Origin of the sequence: Neisseria sicca, from assembly GCF_014054945.1 — a bacterium.
GTDB classification, from domain to species: Bacteria; Pseudomonadota; Gammaproteobacteria; order Burkholderiales; family Neisseriaceae; genus Neisseria; species Neisseria sicca.
The window spans coordinates 1026019-1042365 of the sequence record NZ_CP059566.1 but is presented as its reverse complement, the minus strand read 5'-3'; the positions used below and the strand labels follow the sequence as shown (position 1 = coordinate 1042365).

General features: G+C 43.0%; 19 protein-coding genes and 1 pseudogene. 2 read left to right on the top strand and 18 right to left on the bottom strand.

All coding sequences use genetic code 11. The annotated features are described in order from the left end of the window. Positions 1 to 31: 31 nt before the first annotated feature. From H3L95_RS05100 to H3L95_RS05090, 3 genes are read right to left on the bottom strand one after another with little or no spacing between them, the layout of a single operon-like run. Positions 32 to 772 carry a tetratricopeptide repeat protein gene (locus H3L95_RS05100; protein WP_003761291.1) on the bottom strand — a complete coding sequence of 247 codons (741 nt, stop codon included), beginning with the start codon at positions 770 to 772 and terminating at the stop codon, positions 32 to 34. 1 nt (position 773) lies between these two features. Continuing rightward, positions 774 to 1442: a class I SAM-dependent methyltransferase gene (locus H3L95_RS05095; RefSeq protein WP_003761289.1), complete on the bottom strand. Its 669-nt coding sequence runs from the start codon at positions 1440 to 1442 to the stop codon at positions 774 to 776. Positions 1443 to 1454: 12 nt separating this feature from the next. Beyond that, positions 1455 to 1640: a DUF3460 family protein gene (locus tag H3L95_RS05090; protein ID WP_003761287.1), complete on the bottom strand. Its 186-nt coding sequence runs from the start codon at positions 1638 to 1640 to the stop codon at positions 1455 to 1457. A 401-nt stretch (positions 1641 to 2041) separates the two neighbouring features. Between H3L95_RS05090 and H3L95_RS05085 the strand changes: the two genes are divergently transcribed. Continuing rightward, the gene (locus H3L95_RS05085) at positions 2042 to 3412 is read left to right on the top strand and encodes a polynucleotide adenylyltransferase PcnB (RefSeq protein ID WP_003761285.1); all 1371 of its coding nucleotides are present in this window, start codon (positions 2042 to 2044) and stop codon (positions 3410 to 3412) included. Between the two features lie 329 nt (positions 3413 to 3741). Here the strand turns inward: H3L95_RS05085 and H3L95_RS05080 are convergent, their stop codons facing one another. Further along, positions 3742 to 4458, bottom strand: coding sequence for an S-methyl-5'-thioinosine phosphorylase (locus H3L95_RS05080; protein ID WP_003778025.1), 717 nt, complete (start codon positions 4456 to 4458; stop codon positions 3742 to 3744). Between the two features lie 265 nt (positions 4459 to 4723). Then, positions 4724 to 5794, bottom strand: a complete 1071-nt coding sequence (locus H3L95_RS05075) for an AI-2E family transporter (protein WP_003761272.1) — start codon at positions 5792 to 5794, stop codon at positions 4724 to 4726. Between the two features lie 204 nt (positions 5795 to 5998). Here H3L95_RS05075 and purM point away from each other — a divergent pair, with 204 nt between their 5' ends. Further along, a complete protein-coding gene (gene purM / locus H3L95_RS05070; protein WP_003761271.1) occupies positions 5999 to 7033 on the top strand; it encodes a phosphoribosylformylglycinamidine cyclo-ligase in 1035 nt (344 codons plus the stop codon). Positions 7034 to 7254: 221 nt separating this feature from the next. Here purM and H3L95_RS05065 read toward each other — a convergent pair whose 3' ends face one another. The 13 genes and pseudogenes from H3L95_RS05065 to H3L95_RS05010 all read right to left on the bottom strand — a co-directional run bounded on the left by H3L95_RS05065 (position 7255) and on the right by H3L95_RS05010 (position 16208). After that, a complete protein-coding gene (locus H3L95_RS05065; protein ID WP_182096225.1) occupies positions 7255 to 7488 on the bottom strand; it encodes a hypothetical protein in 234 nt (77 codons plus the stop codon). 228 nt (positions 7489 to 7716) lie between these two features. Then, entirely contained in the window at positions 7717 to 8040 is a 324-nt protein-coding gene (locus H3L95_RS05060) for a hypothetical protein (protein WP_003761267.1), read from the bottom strand. Positions 8041 to 8209: 169 nt separating this feature from the next. Then, complete coding sequence (locus tag H3L95_RS05055; RefSeq protein WP_182096224.1) at positions 8210 to 8701, bottom strand: tetratricopeptide repeat protein; 492 nt, start codon at positions 8699 to 8701, stop codon at positions 8210 to 8212. Positions 8702 to 8959: 258 nt separating this feature from the next. Beyond that, positions 8960 to 9097, bottom strand: a complete 138-nt coding sequence (locus tag H3L95_RS13815) for a hypothetical protein (RefSeq protein ID WP_259345832.1) — start codon at positions 9095 to 9097, stop codon at positions 8960 to 8962. Positions 9098 to 9180: 83 nt separating this feature from the next. Next, positions 9181 to 9576: a hypothetical protein gene (locus H3L95_RS05045; RefSeq protein WP_003761258.1), complete on the bottom strand. Its 396-nt coding sequence runs from the start codon at positions 9574 to 9576 to the stop codon at positions 9181 to 9183. Positions 9577 to 11042: 1466 nt separating this feature from the next. After that, positions 11043 to 11200 (bottom strand): annotated as a pseudogene (locus H3L95_RS14305) (IS481 family transposase); the annotation flags it as partial. Between the two features lie 91 nt (positions 11201 to 11291). Continuing rightward, positions 11292 to 11822 (bottom strand): hypothetical protein, encoded by a 531-nt coding sequence (locus tag H3L95_RS05040; protein ID WP_003761253.1) that lies wholly within the window; start codon positions 11820 to 11822, stop codon positions 11292 to 11294. A 126-nt stretch (positions 11823 to 11948) separates the two neighbouring features. Then, positions 11949 to 12347, bottom strand: a complete 399-nt coding sequence (locus tag H3L95_RS05035) for a hypothetical protein (RefSeq protein WP_003761250.1) — start codon at positions 12345 to 12347, stop codon at positions 11949 to 11951. 206 nt (positions 12348 to 12553) lie between these two features. Next, positions 12554 to 12970: a hypothetical protein gene (locus H3L95_RS05030; RefSeq protein WP_003761248.1), complete on the bottom strand. Its 417-nt coding sequence runs from the start codon at positions 12968 to 12970 to the stop codon at positions 12554 to 12556. Between the two features lie 360 nt (positions 12971 to 13330). Next, positions 13331 to 13705 (bottom strand): hypothetical protein, encoded by a 375-nt coding sequence (locus tag H3L95_RS05025; RefSeq protein ID WP_003761246.1) that lies wholly within the window; start codon positions 13703 to 13705, stop codon positions 13331 to 13333. A gap of 114 nt (positions 13706 to 13819) precedes the next feature. After that, on the bottom strand, positions 13820 to 14611 hold the full coding sequence (locus H3L95_RS05020; protein ID WP_445641291.1) for an RHS repeat domain-containing protein: 792 nt from the start codon (positions 14609 to 14611) through the stop codon (positions 13820 to 13822). A gap of 376 nt (positions 14612 to 14987) precedes the next feature. Then, positions 14988 to 15518, bottom strand: a complete 531-nt coding sequence (locus H3L95_RS05015; protein WP_040669028.1) for a hypothetical protein — start codon at positions 15516 to 15518, stop codon at positions 14988 to 14990. A 390-nt stretch (positions 15519 to 15908) separates the two neighbouring features. Beyond that, on the bottom strand, positions 15909 to 16208 hold the full coding sequence (locus H3L95_RS05010) for a DUF6968 family protein (RefSeq protein ID WP_003761235.1): 300 nt from the start codon (positions 16206 to 16208) through the stop codon (positions 15909 to 15911). Positions 16209 to 16347: the final 139 nt, after the last annotated feature.

Below are 16347 nucleotides of genomic sequence, written 5' to 3'. Positions count from 1 at the left end.
GACCTTTGAATATGGGAGGTCGTCTGAAAAGTTATCGTTGCTTGATGCTGACGGCGGCGCGTTTGGCGGCGGCGCTGCCGGGGTAGCTCTGTATCAGTTTGCGCCATGTGTTGCGGGCGATGTCTTTCTGTTGCAGCTTGTATTGGCATTGCCCGATGCTGAAGAGCGCGTCGGGGGCTTGCGGGCTGTTGCGGAAACGGTTGGCGAAGCGTCCGCCGATTTCGATGACGGATTCGCAATTGCCCATGTGCTGTTGGCTTTGCAGCAATAAATACATATTGCGTCGGGCGCTTTCGCTGCCGTTGCCGCCGTCTGCTCCTTTTAAGACTGCGGCCGCTGCGGCGTAATTGTTGCGCTGATAGTATTTGAGGGCTTGGTTGTAGAGATGGGTTTCGTTTTGGTTGGCGGAGTCGGCTTCTGAAGGCGCGGTGCCGCCGTTTGCCAGATAGGTGCTTTTGAGCTTTTGGTCGTCCAAACGCTGGGCAGGCACTTTCCTATTGCTATGGCGCGGGGTTTTGTTTTGTTTTTCGAGTTGTTGCAGGCGCTGGTTGGTGTTTTCCATCTCGCGCTCCAAACGTTCGACCTGCATACCCAAGCGTTCGATTTGAGTCATCGTGTTCAAATCGGGATAGGGGATGGCGGAGGATTCGGCTGTGGCGGTGGGAATATCGGGCAACATGAAGGTGTCGCCGGATTTGGGTTTGGGGGCGGTAGAGGCGCAGGCGTTGAGCAGGAGGATACCGGCAAACAGAATGGGAAGGGTTTTGTTCATTTTATTTTTTAAGCAGCAAAGTCAGACCGTCGCCGACGGGCAGGGTAATGGGTACGATGCGGGAATCGTCGGGTAGGTTGCGGTTGAAGGACTGGAGTATGTTCAGGCTGGGCGGGGCATCGTGTTCTGCTTCACCCATGACGCGCCCGTTCAGCAGGACATTGTCGATGGCGATAACGCCGCCACTGCGAATCAGTTGCAGGCAGCGTTCGAAATATTGCGGGGTGGGCGGTTTGTCGGCATCGATCAGCGCCAAGTCGTAGCTGCCTGATTCGCCTTGGCTTATCAAGTCGTCCAGGGTCAGCAGGGCGGGCTGGAGGTGGAGGGTGATTTTATGGGCGACTTGCGCTGCCTGCCAGGTTTCGCGGGCGATATCGGTAAAGGTGACGTTGATGTCGCATGCGGTAATTTTGCCATGTTCGGGCAGGACTAAGGCGACTGCGGTGCTGCTGTAACCGGTAAACACGCCGATTTCCAGATATTTTTCGGCTTTGAGCAGGCGCGCGAGCCAAGTCAGCAAGGCTGCCTGTTCGCGGGCAATCGCCATTTTCCCTAAACGGTGGGATTGCGTGCGCGAACGCAGGGCGGTCAGGACGGGATGCTCTTTTTCGCCGATGCTGTTGAGGTAGTCTTGTAACGCCGGGTCGATATTGTGTGTCTGGGTGGTCATGCCGTTTGGCCGTCAGTCTTGGTAGTAGGTATAAGGTTTTTTGGCGACTTTGGCGGCTTCGAATTCTTTCTGTTCTTGGGGGTCCAGCTCGACATCCCACAACAGATGGCGGTTTTCAAGGCGTTGTGTTTCCAGCTGCGGATTGTCTTCGATGAGTTTGTCGAGGAATTGGGTGGCTTCGGATTTGTAGTGATACATGATACGGTTCCGTACAGGTTTGTGTCAGTCTTTTATTATAACTGATAACGCCGTTACGGTTTTTAGATATTCGACTATATAGTGGATTAACTAAATCAGGACAAGGCGACGAAGCCGCAGACAGTACAGATAGTACGGAACCGATTCACTTGGTGCTTCAGCACCTTAGAGAATTGTTCTCTTTGAGCTAAGGCGAGGCAACGCCGTACTGGTTTAAAGTTAATCCACTATATTTTCAGGGTTTATGGTGTTTCGGGTATAATGCCGCCTTATTTTTTAATGCGGTACGGCAGGTCGTCTGAAGCCTTTGCATAATATTTTGCCCGTATTCCAGGCAGAATATTGCGCAAAGGCTTCGCCGCCGGTTTCAGACGACCTCTTTTTATTTTGGAAAGAGTTTTATGTTGAAAAAATGGTTGCATAAAGTTTTACCCGGAAAGCAGCCGAAGCAAGTGCCTGTGGCGAAGGAAATCCTTCCTTTCGACAGGCACCATATCAGCGCGGATATGTTGAGTTTTGCGGCGGAAAAAGTTGTCCGCCGTTTGCATGACGAAGGTTTTCAGGCTTATGTTGTCGGCGGGGCGGTTCGCGACCTGTTGCTGGGCGTCGAGCCTAAAGACTTCGATATCGCCACCGATGCGACGCCGGAGCAGATTCATAAGATTTTCCGCAGAAGCCGCATCATCGGCAGACGCTTTCAAATCGTACACGTCATGGTCGGGCCGGAAACCATAGAGGTCACAACCTTTAGGGGCGGCGGCAAAGTGCAGCAGAACGCGCACGGCAGGATTATGAAGGACAACACTTACGGCAGTATGGAAGAAGATGCCATGCGCCGTGATTTCACCTGCAACGCGCTTTATTACGACCCGATTAAAGAAGAAATCATCGATTTCCACCACGGTGTCGGTGATATTGCCGACCGCAAGCTGGTGATGATCGGCAATGCGGCTGAACGTTATCAGGAAGACCCTGTCCGCATCCTGAGGGCAGTGCGGTTGTCGGGCAAACTTGGGTTTGACGTGGAAGAAAACACCGCCGCACCGATTCCGGAACAGGCAGGTCGTCTGAAACACGAACCCGTAGCGCGCCTGTTTGACGAAATCATGAAGCTGCTGTTTTCCGGTTATGCCAGAGAATGTCTGAAACGATTGAATTCCCTAGGCGTTTCAGACGACGTCCATCCGCTTCTGACTGCGCTCAAATCGGCTGCAAAACCTGAAAACCGCATTATCTCTCTCGCCTTGAAAAATACGGACGAACGTTTGCGTGCAGACAAATCCGTGTCGGTGGGCTTTGTCCTTGCCGCCGTATTGTGGCCGGTTTTGAACCGTCATTGGCAGGACAACATCAAACGCGGTCAAAAACCTGCGCATGCTTTATCCGAAGCGATGAACACCATGCGCGAGACGGTGGAAAAAGGCTGGGGTGTGCCGCAGCGTTTTGCCGCGACCATGCGGGAAATTTGGCAGCTTCAGCCGCAATTCGACTACACACGCGGCGCGCGTCCGCACAAAATGCTGGCGCAAGCGCGTTTCCGTGCGGCTTACGATTTCCTTGTGTTGCGCGGAGAGGTCGGCGAAGTGGAGCGGGATTTGGTCGAATGGTGGACTAAGTTCCAGCATGCGGATGCGGAAGCCCGCGCGGAGATGACGCTTGCCACACAACAGCGTCGGCAACACGGGCAAGGCGATGGCGCGGATGGCAAGCCGAATCGCAAACGCCGCCGCTCGCGTAAGAAAAAACCGGCTGCGGATAAGCCGGAATCATGAATCGACGGATTGCAAACGGTTTTGTCTTATTTTTATAGTGGATTAACTTTAAATCAGGACAAGGCGACGAAGCCGCAAACAATACAGATAGTACGGAACCGATTCACTTGGTGCTTCAGCACCTTAGAGAATCGTTCTCTTTGAGCTAAGGCGAGGCAACGCCGTACTGGTTTAAAGTTAATCCACTATATTAGTTTGTTGCAGGACTGAAGTGTTGGTTTGAATGCCAAATTGTTTCTGCCGTATCTATCTTAGTAATGAGGTCGTCTGAAAATTTTCAGACGACCTTTTTGAATGGTTTAAAGAATCAAGAGGGAAACATTCACCCTTTACAAACCCGCAAGCAAACGGCGGATTTTGCCGATGGCGAGCTCGGTTTCCAAGCCGCATTCCGTTCCTTCCGCTCCGCCGCTGAGGCAGCGGATGTCGGTGATGCCGCAGAAGTGGGCGTATTGGATGCCCAGTTCGCGGGCGAGGAAGGCTTCGGGCATTCCGGTCATGCCCAATACGTCCACACCGTCGCGGCGGTAACGTTGGATTTCGGCGCGGGTCGGCCAGCGCGGGCCTTGCAGGCAGCCGTAAACGGCTTGGGTGTATAAGGGCATTTGGTGCTGTTGCGCGTGTTCGGCAATTTTTTCGCGCAGTCCGGCGGAGTAGGGTTCGAGAAAATCGGTGTGTACGACCGGTTCTTCCTGTCCTTCAAAAAAGGTGTCCTTGCGGCCGTAGGTGTAGTCGATCAAGTCGTCGGGCAGGACGAGTGCGCCGTTTTCAAAGCGGTCGTTGATGCTGATGACGGAGGAAACGGCGACGATGTATTCCGCACCTATGGAATGCAACGCCCAGATGTTGGCGCGGTAGTTGATTTCGTGTGGCGCGACGGTATGGCCGAAGCCGTGTCGCGCAAGGAAGAAAATGTCCTGACTGCCCAGTTTGCCGCTTAAGACGGGGCTGCTGGTCAGTCCGTAGGGGGTGCGGACGATTTTGCGGTCGGTGATGCTCAGTTCGGGCAGCTTGGTCAGGCTGCTGCCGCCGATGATGGCTAACATATGGTCCTTTGTGTAAGTGATTTTAGGGAGTGAGTGTCGGAAAGAAAAAGGTTTGCAAAACAGCCATGAAAATGGAAAACAGGATTAACACCTTCATTTTTTCCGGAAAGCTGTATCCGTCGTCTACGGGAAGCACTTCCCATAGCAACATCGACAGAAAACCGGATATAAACCAAAGTGCAAAATTGTTCAACATGGCTGTCGAAGAAAGGCTGGGAGGTCGTCTGAAAACCCATATCCGTTTTCAGACGACTCTTTTACCCTTTTATTTGTGTTTGTAAAAACGGCTGTGGAAATAAGCATTTACACCTTCGCGCAGCAGGACTAAGGTTACTGCGGCAAGCGGCAGGCCGGCGAGCATGCCGACAAAGCCCATGAGTTGTCCGAACGCCATCAACGAGAAAATCACCCAGAATGGCGACAGGCCGATGCGGTCGCCGACGATTTTCGGGGTAACGATAAAGCTCTCGAGGAATTGTCCGATACCGAACACTATCCACACCATAACCAGACCGTGCCATGTGCTAAATTGCAGCAAAGCGGCGATGGTTGCCAGCAAAAGCCCGGTAAATGCGCCCAAATACGGGATAAACACCAAAATACCGGCAATCATACCGATGGCGAAGCCCGAATCCAGTCCGACCAGCATCAGCCCGACCCCGTACACCAGCCCCATAATCAGCATCACCATCAACTGTCCGCGCAGGAATTCACCCAAAACTTCATCCATATTGCTGGTAATGCGCGTATAAGTGTCGATAAAGCGGCGCGGAACTAAGGCGCTGATGCCGTAAGACCAGCGTTTCCAGTCCAAAAGGAAATAATACAGCAAGAGCGGCAGCAGGATCAGGTTGCTCATGCCGCTGATGACGTTGCCACTCTGGCGCATCAGCGTCGGGACCCAAGCCTTGAGCGTGTTGCTCAATTCGCCCGTATGCGACTGCAACCATTTGACCACCGAAGCCTGATCGATATGCACATAATTGCCCGCCACATGGTTCAGCCAAGGCAGCAGCCTGTTTTGCGTAAAATCGACGATTTGGGGAATGCGGCTAACCATATTGTTGAACTGGTTGATCAGCATAGGCACGATAATCAGCATCAGCGACAGCAGCAACAGCAAAGCGAATACCATCACCATCATGGACGCGGGACCGCGTTTAATCCGTTTTTTCTGCAACCATTCCACCAGCGGATTCAACACATAAGCCAACACTGCCGCCACAATAAACGGCGTCAGGATGTCGCCCAGCGCGTACAGCAGCCAGACAAAAGCCGCAATCACGCAGCCCATAATGATCCACGGCTTCATGCCGCGCGTTTTTTTCTGATACATAAAACCTTTCCATGTGTGTTTCAGCGGGAGCCGCCGCAATCGTTTTCAGACGACCCCTGACCGTCCAGTATAACAGAATAAACAGGCTCGTCTGAAACCTCAGATTGTTTACAAAATTACCGAAAAATCCAAGCCCGCGCCTGCAAAATAAGGTAAAATACGCCCCATCGTTTTTCCGTCCCAATCACGATAAGGAACCCATTCATGAGCACTTCACTGAGCTACCGCGACGCAGGCGTCGACATTGACGCAGGCGATCAACTGGTCGAAAACATCAAACCTTTTGCCAAACGCACCATGCGTCCCGAAGTGTTGGGTGATTTGGGCGGCTTCGGCGCATTGGTCGAAATCAGCAAAAAATACAAAAATCCCGTCCTCGTCAGTGGTACCGACGGCGTGGGCACCAAGCTCAAACTCGCCTTCGATTGGGACAAACACGACACCGTCGGCATCGACCTCGTCGCCATGAGCGTCAACGATATTTTGGTTCAAGGTGCTGAGCCTTTGTTTTTCCTCGACTATTTCGCCTGCGGCAAACTCGACGTCGCCCGCGCTACCGACGTGATTAAAGGCATCGCCCAAGGCTGCGAAGAATCCGGCTGCGCCCTCATCGGCGGAGAAACCGCCGAAATGCCCGGCATGTACCCAGAAGGCGAATACGACTTAGCGGGCTTCGCCGTCGGCGTGGTCGAAAAAGAGCGCGTCATCAACGGCCGCAGCATCAAAGCAGGCGACATCGTGTTGGGGCTGGCTTCCAACGGCGCCCATTCCAACGGCTACTCCCTCGTCCGCAAAATTATCGCCCGCGACAATCCCGATTTGGACGCCGAGTTCGACAACGGCAAAACCCTGCGCGAAACCATCATCGCCACGACCCGCCTGTATGTGAAACCCATCCTCGCCGCTTTGGAAAAATTCATCATCAAAGGCATGGCGCACATTACCGGCGGCGGCATTACCGAAAACGTGCCGCGCATCCTGCCGGAAAACACCGTTGCCCAAATCGACGCCAAAGCGTGGGAATTGCCCAAGCTGTTCCAATGGCTGCAACAGGCAGGCAACGTGGAAACGCAAGAAATGTACCGCACCTTCAATTGCGGCATCGGCATGGTGGTCGTGATTGCCGAAGAAGATGCCGATGCGGTGCAGGCATTCTTAACCGAACAAGGCGAAACCGTTTACCGTTTGGGCAAAATCCGCGAACGCAACGGCGACGAGCATCAAACCCAAGTGGCTTAAATCACAAGCCTGAAGCTAAATAAAAGGTCGTCTGAAAACTGAACTGCACCTTGGTGGTTGGATATCCCCCAACCACCAAGGTGCAGTTTTTTATAGTGGATTAACTTTAAACCATTACGGCGTTGCCTCGCCTTGCCGTACTATCTGTACTGTCTGCGGCTTCGTCGCCTTGTCTTGATTTAAATTTAATCCACTATAAGACCTAATCCACGACTACTGTTTTAAGGAATCGAAATAACATCTGCAATGCATCTTGGACCATCAAAAATTTTAAATTTCGTATCTAATGGTATTTTTTCGTTTTTTCTTATCAGGAACCAAGCGTTTGCATAACTGATGTTTTTATTTGGTATATGCTCGTAAATGTCTAAAACTATACTTCTAGGAAAATTTTCTTGAAAAACACCATCTTCAAATTTACTTACGGGATAAAAGAGACCAATGGGAGGAATCATCTGACAACCTCCGTCTTCTCGTAACTTCCAAAAAATTTGAACATTAGCAGTATTTTCAGCATTTATAGTGGATTAAATTTAAATCAGGACAAGGCGACGAAGCCGCAGACAGTACAGATAGTACGGCAAGGCGAGGCAACGCCGTAATGGTTTAAAGTGAATCCACTATATCATTGAATCCTCCCAGTGTTCTAGTTTCAAAAGGTTGAGGTTATTTTATTAAGATTTTTAATTCATCCGGTAGCTTAGCACCATTTTCATATGCTTTTTTAGCCCAAGATGTCCATTTTTTGCCGCTATCTCTAGCCATTTAAATTCTAAATTTTGATTTAGAGATACAAACATATGGTATTGATATAATTTGAATGATGAATTTTTATCTCCATGAGAGGCTTTTTCTTCCAGAGTATGAATTTCTTCATCCGAAATCCAATAAGTACTACCCGTTGATATGGAGTCAGCTATTTTTTCATTTCTTTTCGGATATTGTTTACATGATAGTATAGAAATTGATAACACCAATAAAATTAAGAAATTTTTAAATATTTCCATGGTCAGCACCTTTCACATTGGTCTTTTTTATTTGAGGAATGAAACCATTCATAATGCATTTATATTTAAGGTCTCCTTTAACTTGTAATCTTAATTTGGAAAAGGGTCGTCCGAAATTAATTTCAGACGACCTTACTGTATGGTTTGATCTTTATATGGTTTACTAAGTTTATGTGCTTTCTAGATTTTTCAATAATTGACCAGCTTCTTCCTTAGAGATTTCAGTAATATAATCGCTCTTGATAGCAAACTTAAGTAATTCTATTATCTTATGATAATCCCTCTTGTTTTCCCTATTAATTAAGAATTTTGCATAATCAAGAGCTGCATCTCCATCATTTAATTCTAATATTGCTTTATTCCACCAAAATTTAGCCTGCCTTATATTACCTAAACCGGCATAAAGTGATGCAATATTAGAACATACCCCACCACTTTTCCCTTCATATTGCCAACTTTTTCTATACCATTTAAGCGCCAAAAGTGGATTTTTTTCAATCCCATATCCAAGATCATATAAAACTGCTAAATTATTATAACAATTAGCATCTTTTTCCAAAGCTCCTTTCTTCAAAAAATAAAAAGCTCTCTGATAATCTTCATTTTCAAGAAAATAACTAGCTTGTAAAAAATTATCAGTATGATAAGCGTCATTACACATAGAACCCATCCTTAACATTTTATTTTTAGGGGCAGCATTATAAGAAAGAGCCCATTATCGCGTTCGATGTCAGCGATGACCTCGTTGTCACTGTTCATCGCACCAATTGGTTTTGGGCAGGCCGTTTCAGGCGTTCTCTTCTTTGAACAGCACCTTCCATTGGTGTTGGGCGATGAGTCAGCCGTTTTCGTTGTAGTCGAATCAGGTGATGCTTTGGCTGTTGGCTGGCGGCTTGGACGATTATGCCTTCAAGTCGTATCAGTAAACGGTTTCCTGGACTTTGTCGCCGCCGTCGCGGGCGAGGGTGTGGATTAAGCGTTCCAATATATCGCGTTTGAATTCGGTAATCCTAGTGAGGTTTGAGCTTCGAGGTCGTCTGAAAAGCAGAAAACGCATCTGCGCGTACAGCACTCATTCTACGTCGGGATTGGGGACATACGGACCACTAATTACCCTATATTTATATTTTTCATTATTTATTAATATACTGTAACTGATTCGACTTTGTTATTTTCAAACCAAAATATCGCTCTAATATCATCACAATCTACACTATCATATTTATCTAAAACTAAAGAATCATAACCAAAAATTTTTTTTATTTCTTCAATATCCTTGCCAATTAAATTTATATCTTTGTAAAAAAGATTATTCTTTAGTTCCATTCCTGCAAATTGGCCATTTTTTTCAAAGTAAATTAATGAGTTAATTCCATTTTCTTCAAAAATAAAAGAGTCATAAATATCTTCATTTTCTGAAAAAATATTTGCATTTAACTCATCTAATATCTTCTTATAATCAGGATAAATTTTATCAAAATGCAGTTCATTAATTTTAATTGTAGGGATCCAATTCCATTTTTTTGTTTTCATCATCTTCTATTATCTTTCATGTGATATAATTCACCTGTTTCATTTATTTTCTTTGGGTGTTTTAAAAATTTTCTTGAATTTGCAGATAAAATTATATAAAATAAATATATTTATAAAAAGGCTAATTGATCCGTAAGTAAAGTGTATTATTCTTCGATAAAAGATATTATCAACAGTAGGATTCAGGTTTAGTCCAAAATAAGTAATAATATCTTCTTCAATAATGGACCATGGAAGCGTTATGGTAATATTAATTAATTCTAAAATCCAAGGATTTATTATGAATAATATTATATATATAAATAAATATAATAAAAAATATTTAAAGATTTTCATAAAATTACCAGTTTGTAGGTGTTTTTTAATGGTTTTATTAGTAGATAGTGGATTTTGGCAAGTTCAGGTCCCAACGCTTTATAGAAAAATCAGGATGAAGAATTAGGATCATGTTGGATATTTTTAGATGTATTCATAAGAGTGTCATCGCACCTTACCATACAGTTATATTTTTCTAATTCTGAATATGAGAATTGTTCCCTACATTTAGCATAGCAAATATCATGTTGTCTACAATCTATATCCAATACTTCCATTGGTTCGACATAATATCCATTATTTTCTCGAAGTTTACAGTATTTTTCTTCCATCTTTGTCCAGTCTGGTCCACATCAATTCCCATAATATCTAAACCAATCTAATGTATCTATCTATTTCGTAGTATCCGGTACAAAAGCATAAAAATTAATATCTCAAAATAACCCAATCGGATACTGACCCCAAGCCGGTCTGCATCAGGTTCGTAATACCTGAAGAAGCTGTAATATAGCCCTGATTCACGGTCGGCATACTGGTTTTGCAGGCGGAAGGGTTGATAAGTGATATCCGTTACCTTTGCTGCCTTGCTCAGGGGGGGGATAATTCAACCTAAAGAATCAAGTTCGTAGTGGCTGACGAGTTTAGCTTGAATACGATAGATTTAGCGATGCAGTTTATCTCGTTCGGTGTCGGTGATAACGGGTGATTTGATTGTTTTCGTTGTAGTTGAAGTAGGAGGCGGCATGGGGAAAGGTCGTCAGGCAATTTATTTCAGACGACCTTGGTGCTTATTGGGTCTCGACCCAATTTACGGCCACTATTAGGTTATAAAGAAGATTCTAAATATAAATAAGCACGCTATTATATCTAAAAACAAGCAAATTATAACGAATAATAATAATTGAATAGTTTGACTTTTTACTATCAATGATGCTAAGTATTTTGATAAAAAAATAATACTTAAACTTAAAAAGGAATAGAATAAAATCTCTACTATTCCTAAAATATAATTGCTTATATTTCCATTACAAATGTTTAGAATGAAGCTAATAAGTCCTTTCAGTTCTCTGGTTAAGTACAAAATAAATAATAGGTTTAAAAATGATGAGATAAATAATTTCAACATATTATTTTATAAGGAAACACAACGTTGTTTACACAACAGGTTGAGAAAAATAAGCCTGTAAGACCTCAAAAGGTGCAAACTCTTCTGTAGCTTTACCGTATTATAAAAATTCATAAAGCGGCACAACTCCTTTTTCCAATGTTCCGAATCTCTAAAGGGAAATTTATCATGCCAAATTTCCATCAAGATGAGAGCACTCGATCTAACCTATAGCTTAAATCAATATTTGCAACTTTTGAGATTAACTCAAGCGACAATATCTACGCTTACTTGGTGGTTACCCATCCTTGCGAATATTACCGTAATTGCTTAATAAGATATTTATAAACTCCTCTCCAAACTCTCTTGTTAATACCTTTTCCATAGCCTTAAATCTTTCAATGTCTACAAACCAATCTCGATCCATCATATGGAATAATCTTATAGATTCTTTCTTTGAGCTTCGAAATGCAAAAACGCCCCAATTAATAGGTATATCCTGAACCGCAACCCAATTTAAATCAGTATCTGCCATAATAACTCCACCGTCACCATAATCATTCGTACAGCTTATTATTCTTTGTATATTTTTTAGTGAATTATCATGTTCAAGAATCCAGTTTTCCAACATAATATTAAAATCACAATCTAAAACATTAACTTGCTTATTAAAGCCACCTAAATCTAACAAGTCAGAAAATTCCCCAAGAAACTTTAAATCCATTCCAAGCACAAAATCAAAGAACAAAAAAGTATCATAATTTGGTATTAAAAAATTGTTGGGTAAAGAAAAATTCTGCCCAATAAAAATATCATTTATTTTTTTCATAAATATTTCCTCTTGTGGGATAGGGTCGTCTGAAAGATGAATTTGGATTTTTTCAGACGACCTTTCTGGATTGTTAGGTATTGACCAAACCTAAGCGTTTCAATACATATGTTACAAAATATGGCATCAATCATTATCATAATAATAAACACTTATTGGTAGGCTAACTTTATATTTTGTTAACTCTGCCAATAATTCATTATTGAAAATTTCGAAATTACATTGATCTGAATAGAAAGCTTCAATAAAAATTCTAAAATCATCAGCATTATTTAATCTTAATAATTGATAATTTTTTCTAAAAAAATCTACGAATTCCTGTTCATATTCACTGTCACAATATTCTTTTGAAAATTCATTTTTGTGGTTTAACTCCAGACATCCATAATCATTTATTTTACCAATGTCATCTTTTTCTCCAGTATCAAAATAGCTAGTAACTTTAAGAGAAGTATCAAGTTTATTAACTATTTTACTAGGATTAAAATTATTACCAAAAATCGTAATTGTAAATCTTAAATTCATAAAAATACTCCTTGCTATTTTGTAAATTTAAATTTAATTCGCTGTCTTACCCCCATTGTGGAAAACCATTGCTGATGGCTGTTCGACTTTCCCATCGACATCTCTTCCGATATTTTTTGGATGAAAATTATAAGGAGAGGTCATCTAAAAATTAATTTCAGACGACCTTGATGTGTTTTGTCGGGGCTTGACATAATCTGCGCAGGCTAATCATCTTCTATATATGGACTTGCTATAATAGTAACAATCCTGCTATTTTTCTCCCAAACTTGCAACCCTATTGTTTCAAATTCATAAACAAATTGTGGTATGCCATCATCTTCAAAATCCAATTCATCTATTTTACCTATAAAATTACTCTCAGTAATTATTTTAAATTGCTCAATAGTTAATCCAATTAAATTAGTGTCTTTATAAAATAGTTCTTTATAGCAAAATATAGAATCAATTTTATTTTCTCTCACAGTAATAAAAAAACTACTATCTTGAGATTCATACTCACATACTCCAAATTCATCCGGTGAGCTATATTTAAAAAATTGTAGGATAGAAATATATTTATCAACATTTTCTCCAAACTTAAATGGACCTACAGATTTAAACGGGGATAGGTTTAATTTCATCGTTTTGCTCCTCTACTATGTTCTACACCTTTTGCTTTTTGTTCCGCAGTTTTCTTAATATTACTTATTTTTTTCTCTCAACTAAGCTTATCTCTTCTAGGCATTCTAGGTTTAATCTGCTCTTGTAATTCCTTAATCCGTTTTTCAGCTGCTTTAAATGATCTACACCATCTCCATGTTTCTCATTTTTAGAACTATCAGAATTTCTAGAACCTTTTTTCTGTTTCCTATTATCTTGCTACGCTTTATATTTTTTACACTTTATAAATAATTTGGAGTAAGAAACCGCGTATGAGCCTTGGGACACGCAGCCTACATATGGGCTACGGTTTACTAGGGGTTTAATTCACTTAAGGTTTGTTATTCATACCAAATACCATTTCCATCACTTCCATAGTCAGGATTGAGAAGCAAGAAATTAACAATATCCGATATTAGTAATGGAGAGGATAAGTCATCATATTTTTTTATTATATGTGTTGCTTTTCCATTGGAATAATCACAAATAACTCCTCCCTTTTTTACGATGTTAGTCATTACATCCTTTAATATTTCAATAATCTCGCAATTTGATAATTCAGGAAAATCATCTTGTATTCCGGCCTTGGTTCTCCATAGCCAAACTTCATCATCTAATATTTCGTTACTCCTTTTATCAATATAATCGTTTAAATCGCGGTATCCTTTAGCTTTTAACTTTTTATCAATATATATATGTTCTCTAGTATTATGCATAATAAAAATCTCCTAATGTTATATCATTTTTGATGGATTTTAAAATCTCGTGGAAGCCCTTTGACATTGAAATCCAGTGTTTCACCATGTCTTGACGAGTGCCTAATACCAAATTTATCTCCATTTGGTAATCCTGCCCAGTTTGTCGTACTCGAACTTGGTCGTGCCCGTCCGCTGGTCGGTGCTGTGGGTCAGGTTGCCGGTACGGTCGTAGCCGTAGCTGCGTTTGACGGCGGTTTGGCCATAGCCCGCCGCTACTTTGGTTTTGCCTTTACCGCCTTCCGTCAAATCATTGAGGGTGGCGATTTGCCTTTTCAGACGACCTAGGGGATCGAGTTCGTAGCGGCTGGCGAGCTTACCCTGTGTGCGGAAGATTTCGCGGTGCAGCTGATCGCGTTCGATGTCGGTGATGACTTCGTCGTCGAGGCTGATTTGGTGCAGGTGGCCGCTGCCGTAATACAGGCAGTTGATCTGTCTGCCGTCGGGCAGGACGGTGGCGGTACGGTTGCCGTTGAAGTCGTAGTGGTAGCGGACGGTTTCGGTAACGGGCAGGTACAGTATATCGTACTGCGCATCGCGCCAGTCGGTTTCGGGCAGGCCGTTTCGAGCGTTCTCTTCTTTGCTCGGCACCTTCCATTGGTGCTGGGCGATGAGTTGGCCGTTTTCGTTGTAATCGAAGCAGGTGATGCTGTGGCGGTTGGCGGCGCGGACGAGGTTGCCGTCCAAGTCGTATTGGTAAGCGGTTTCCTGAACTCGGTCGCCGCCGTCGCGGGCGAGGGTATGGATCAGTCGTCCCAATATATCGCGTTTGAACTCGGTAATCCGCAGCGGGGTTTGACTGTCGAGGTCGTCTGAAAGCGGGGATGCGTCTTTTTTGGGGACGGGCTGTCCGCCCAGTTGCGCCATCAGTTTGGCGGCAAGGGAGGCGTCGTCGCCGAATTCGCGCTGCTCGACCAGTTCGTTGCCGGCGTTGTAGCGGTAGCCGGTCAGTTTATGGTCGAAGCCGCTTTCGGCAATCAGGCGGTCGAGGACGTCGTAGGCAAAGCGGTAGCGCGCACCGTTTTCATTGGTGAGGCCGACTAAGCGGCGGGCTTTGTCGTAGTGGTAGCCGAAGGTATGGCCCAAGGCATTGGTGCGTTGGGTCGGCAGACCGTCTTGGCCGTATTCGTAGGCGCTTTGGGCTAAGATTGTTAAAGAATAAATGGTTCAGACGACCTCGAAAAAGGATTGAGGTCGTCTGAAAGGCAGAAACTGCGTACCAGATACAAGCAGCCTACGCAGGCTACGGCTTGCTACGAATATTACCGTAATTGCTTAATAAGACATTTATAAACTCCTCTCCAAACTCTCTTATTAATGATTTATCCATAGCCTTAAATCTTTCAATGTCTACGAACCAATCTCGATCCATCATATGGAATAACCTTATAGATTCTTTTTTTGAACTTTGAAATGCAAAAACACCCCAATTAATAGGTATATCTTGAACCGCAACCCAATTTAAATCAGTATCTGCCATAATAATCCCATTGTCATCATTAATGTCCACATAACCTATTATTCTTTTTATATATTTTAATAAATTATCATGCTTAAGAGTCCAGTTCTCTACAATAATATTAAAATCATAATCAAAAACATTAACTTGCTTATTAAAGCCACCTAAATCTAACAAGTCAGAAAAATATTCAAGAAACTCTGACTCCATTCCAAGCCCAAAATCAAAGAACAAAAAAGTATCATAATTTGGTATTAAAAAATTGTTAGGTAAACACAAATTCCGTCCAATAAAAATATTATTTATTTTTTTCATAAACATTTCCTTTGTAACTAATTTTAATTCGCTGTCTTAATCCATTGCGGAAAACCATTGCTGATGACCGACCACTTTCCATCCATACCTCTTCATGTATTTTGGGGATAAGAATTGTAGGCAAGGTCGTCTGAAAATTGATTTCAGACGACCTTGCTGAGACCTTTGCAATAACATAGGTTACTAAAATTTTATGCTCAATCTCATTTTCAAAATTCAAAACCTTTCTGATTTTTCCTGCTTTTTGCTCAATATTAGGAAGGTTTTAGTCAATTGAAATTTTTTGGCGCATTTTTATGCGTCAAATTTCGTTAACAGACTATTTTTGCAAAGGTCTCTTGCTGTTTTTGTTGGGTCTAGACCTAACCTACGCTTACTGAACGACGACGACTAGTTTAAATTGTCAAGTAAAGGAAACCCAAGATTTTTATCTCCATTCCAAGATAAATTTTCTTTTTTCCAATAATCAGAGTGAGACAGAATAACACCAAGTTTAATCATTGCTAAATAAATGGCTTGTAACATATCTTCACCAATTACTCTACCCTCATCTAAATAATCATACTTGCTTATTTTGTATCGACAAATATATGCTTTGTATTCGTCAGAAAAAAAAGGTTGATATATGGTAATTTCGACAGACTCCCCATTTTCTGTATGTAATTTTCTGTATCCTATGATTCCATGCATAATTTCATCCTTTTATTGTGTCGCAAATGTTCCGCCTATGGCGCTTAATGCACATACTCCCTCACCTCCTAAAACACAAAAAGCAACTACTCCTGTTCCAATTAAAATTGGAACAATATATTCATTCCAATGACTTTCT

Excerpts from the sequence above, each read along its gene's own strand:
- H3L95_RS05025 (WP_003761246.1), bottom strand. The coding sequence starts at position 13,705 with ATGCATAATACTAGAGAACATATATATATTGATAAAAAGTTAAAAGCT.
- H3L95_RS05045 (WP_003761258.1), bottom strand. The coding sequence starts at position 9,576 with ATGATGAAAACAAAAAAATGGAATTGGATCCCTACAATTAAAATTAAT.
- H3L95_RS05100 (WP_003761291.1), bottom strand. The coding sequence starts at position 772 with ATGAACAAAACCCTTCCCATTCTGTTTGCCGGTATCCTCCTGCTCAAC.
- H3L95_RS05030 (WP_003761248.1), bottom strand. The coding sequence starts at position 12,970 with ATGAAATTAAACCTATCCCCGTTTAAATCTGTAGGTCCATTTAAGTTT.
- H3L95_RS05055 (WP_182096224.1), bottom strand. The coding sequence starts at position 8,701 with ATGTGTAATGACGCTTATCATACTGATAATTTTTTACAAGCTAGTTAT.
- H3L95_RS05060 (WP_003761267.1), bottom strand. The coding sequence starts at position 8,040 with ATGGAAATATTTAAAAATTTCTTAATTTTATTGGTGTTATCAATTTCT.
- H3L95_RS05015 (WP_040669028.1), bottom strand. The coding sequence starts at position 15,518 with ATGAAAAAAATAAATAATATTTTTATTGGACGGAATTTGTGTTTACCT.
- H3L95_RS05010 (WP_003761235.1), bottom strand. The coding sequence starts at position 16,208 with ATGCATGGAATCATAGGATACAGAAAATTACATACAGAAAATGGGGAG.
- H3L95_RS05075 (WP_003761272.1), bottom strand. The coding sequence starts at position 5,794 with ATGTATCAGAAAAAAACGCGCGGCATGAAGCCGTGGATCATTATGGGC.
- H3L95_RS05020 (WP_445641291.1), bottom strand. The coding sequence starts at position 14,611 with ATGGCGCAACTGGGCGGACAGCCCGTCCCCAAAAAAGACGCATCCCCG.
- H3L95_RS05065 (WP_182096225.1), bottom strand. The coding sequence starts at position 7,488 with ATGATTCCTCCCATTGGTCTCTTTTATCCCGTAAGTAAATTTGAAGAT.
- H3L95_RS05040 (WP_003761253.1), bottom strand. The coding sequence starts at position 11,822 with ATGAAAAAAATAAATGATATTTTTATTGGGCAGAATTTTTCTTTACCC.
- H3L95_RS05085 (WP_003761285.1), top strand. The coding sequence starts at position 2,042 with ATGTTGAAAAAATGGTTGCATAAAGTTTTACCCGGAAAGCAGCCGAAG.
- H3L95_RS05080 (WP_003778025.1), bottom strand. The coding sequence starts at position 4,458 with ATGTTAGCCATCATCGGCGGCAGCAGCCTGACCAAGCTGCCCGAACTG.
- purM (WP_003761271.1), top strand. The coding sequence starts at position 5,999 with ATGAGCACTTCACTGAGCTACCGCGACGCAGGCGTCGACATTGACGCA.
- H3L95_RS05095 (WP_003761289.1), bottom strand. The coding sequence starts at position 1,442 with ATGACCACCCAGACACACAATATCGACCCGGCGTTACAAGACTACCTC.
- H3L95_RS05090 (WP_003761287.1), bottom strand. The coding sequence starts at position 1,640 with ATGTATCACTACAAATCCGAAGCCACCCAATTCCTCGACAAACTCATC.
- H3L95_RS05035 (WP_003761250.1), bottom strand. The coding sequence starts at position 12,347 with ATGAATTTAAGATTTACAATTACGATTTTTGGTAATAATTTTAATCCT.
- H3L95_RS13815 (WP_259345832.1), bottom strand. The coding sequence starts at position 9,097 with ATGCGTTTTCTGCTTTTCAGACGACCTCGAAGCTCAAACCTCACTAGG.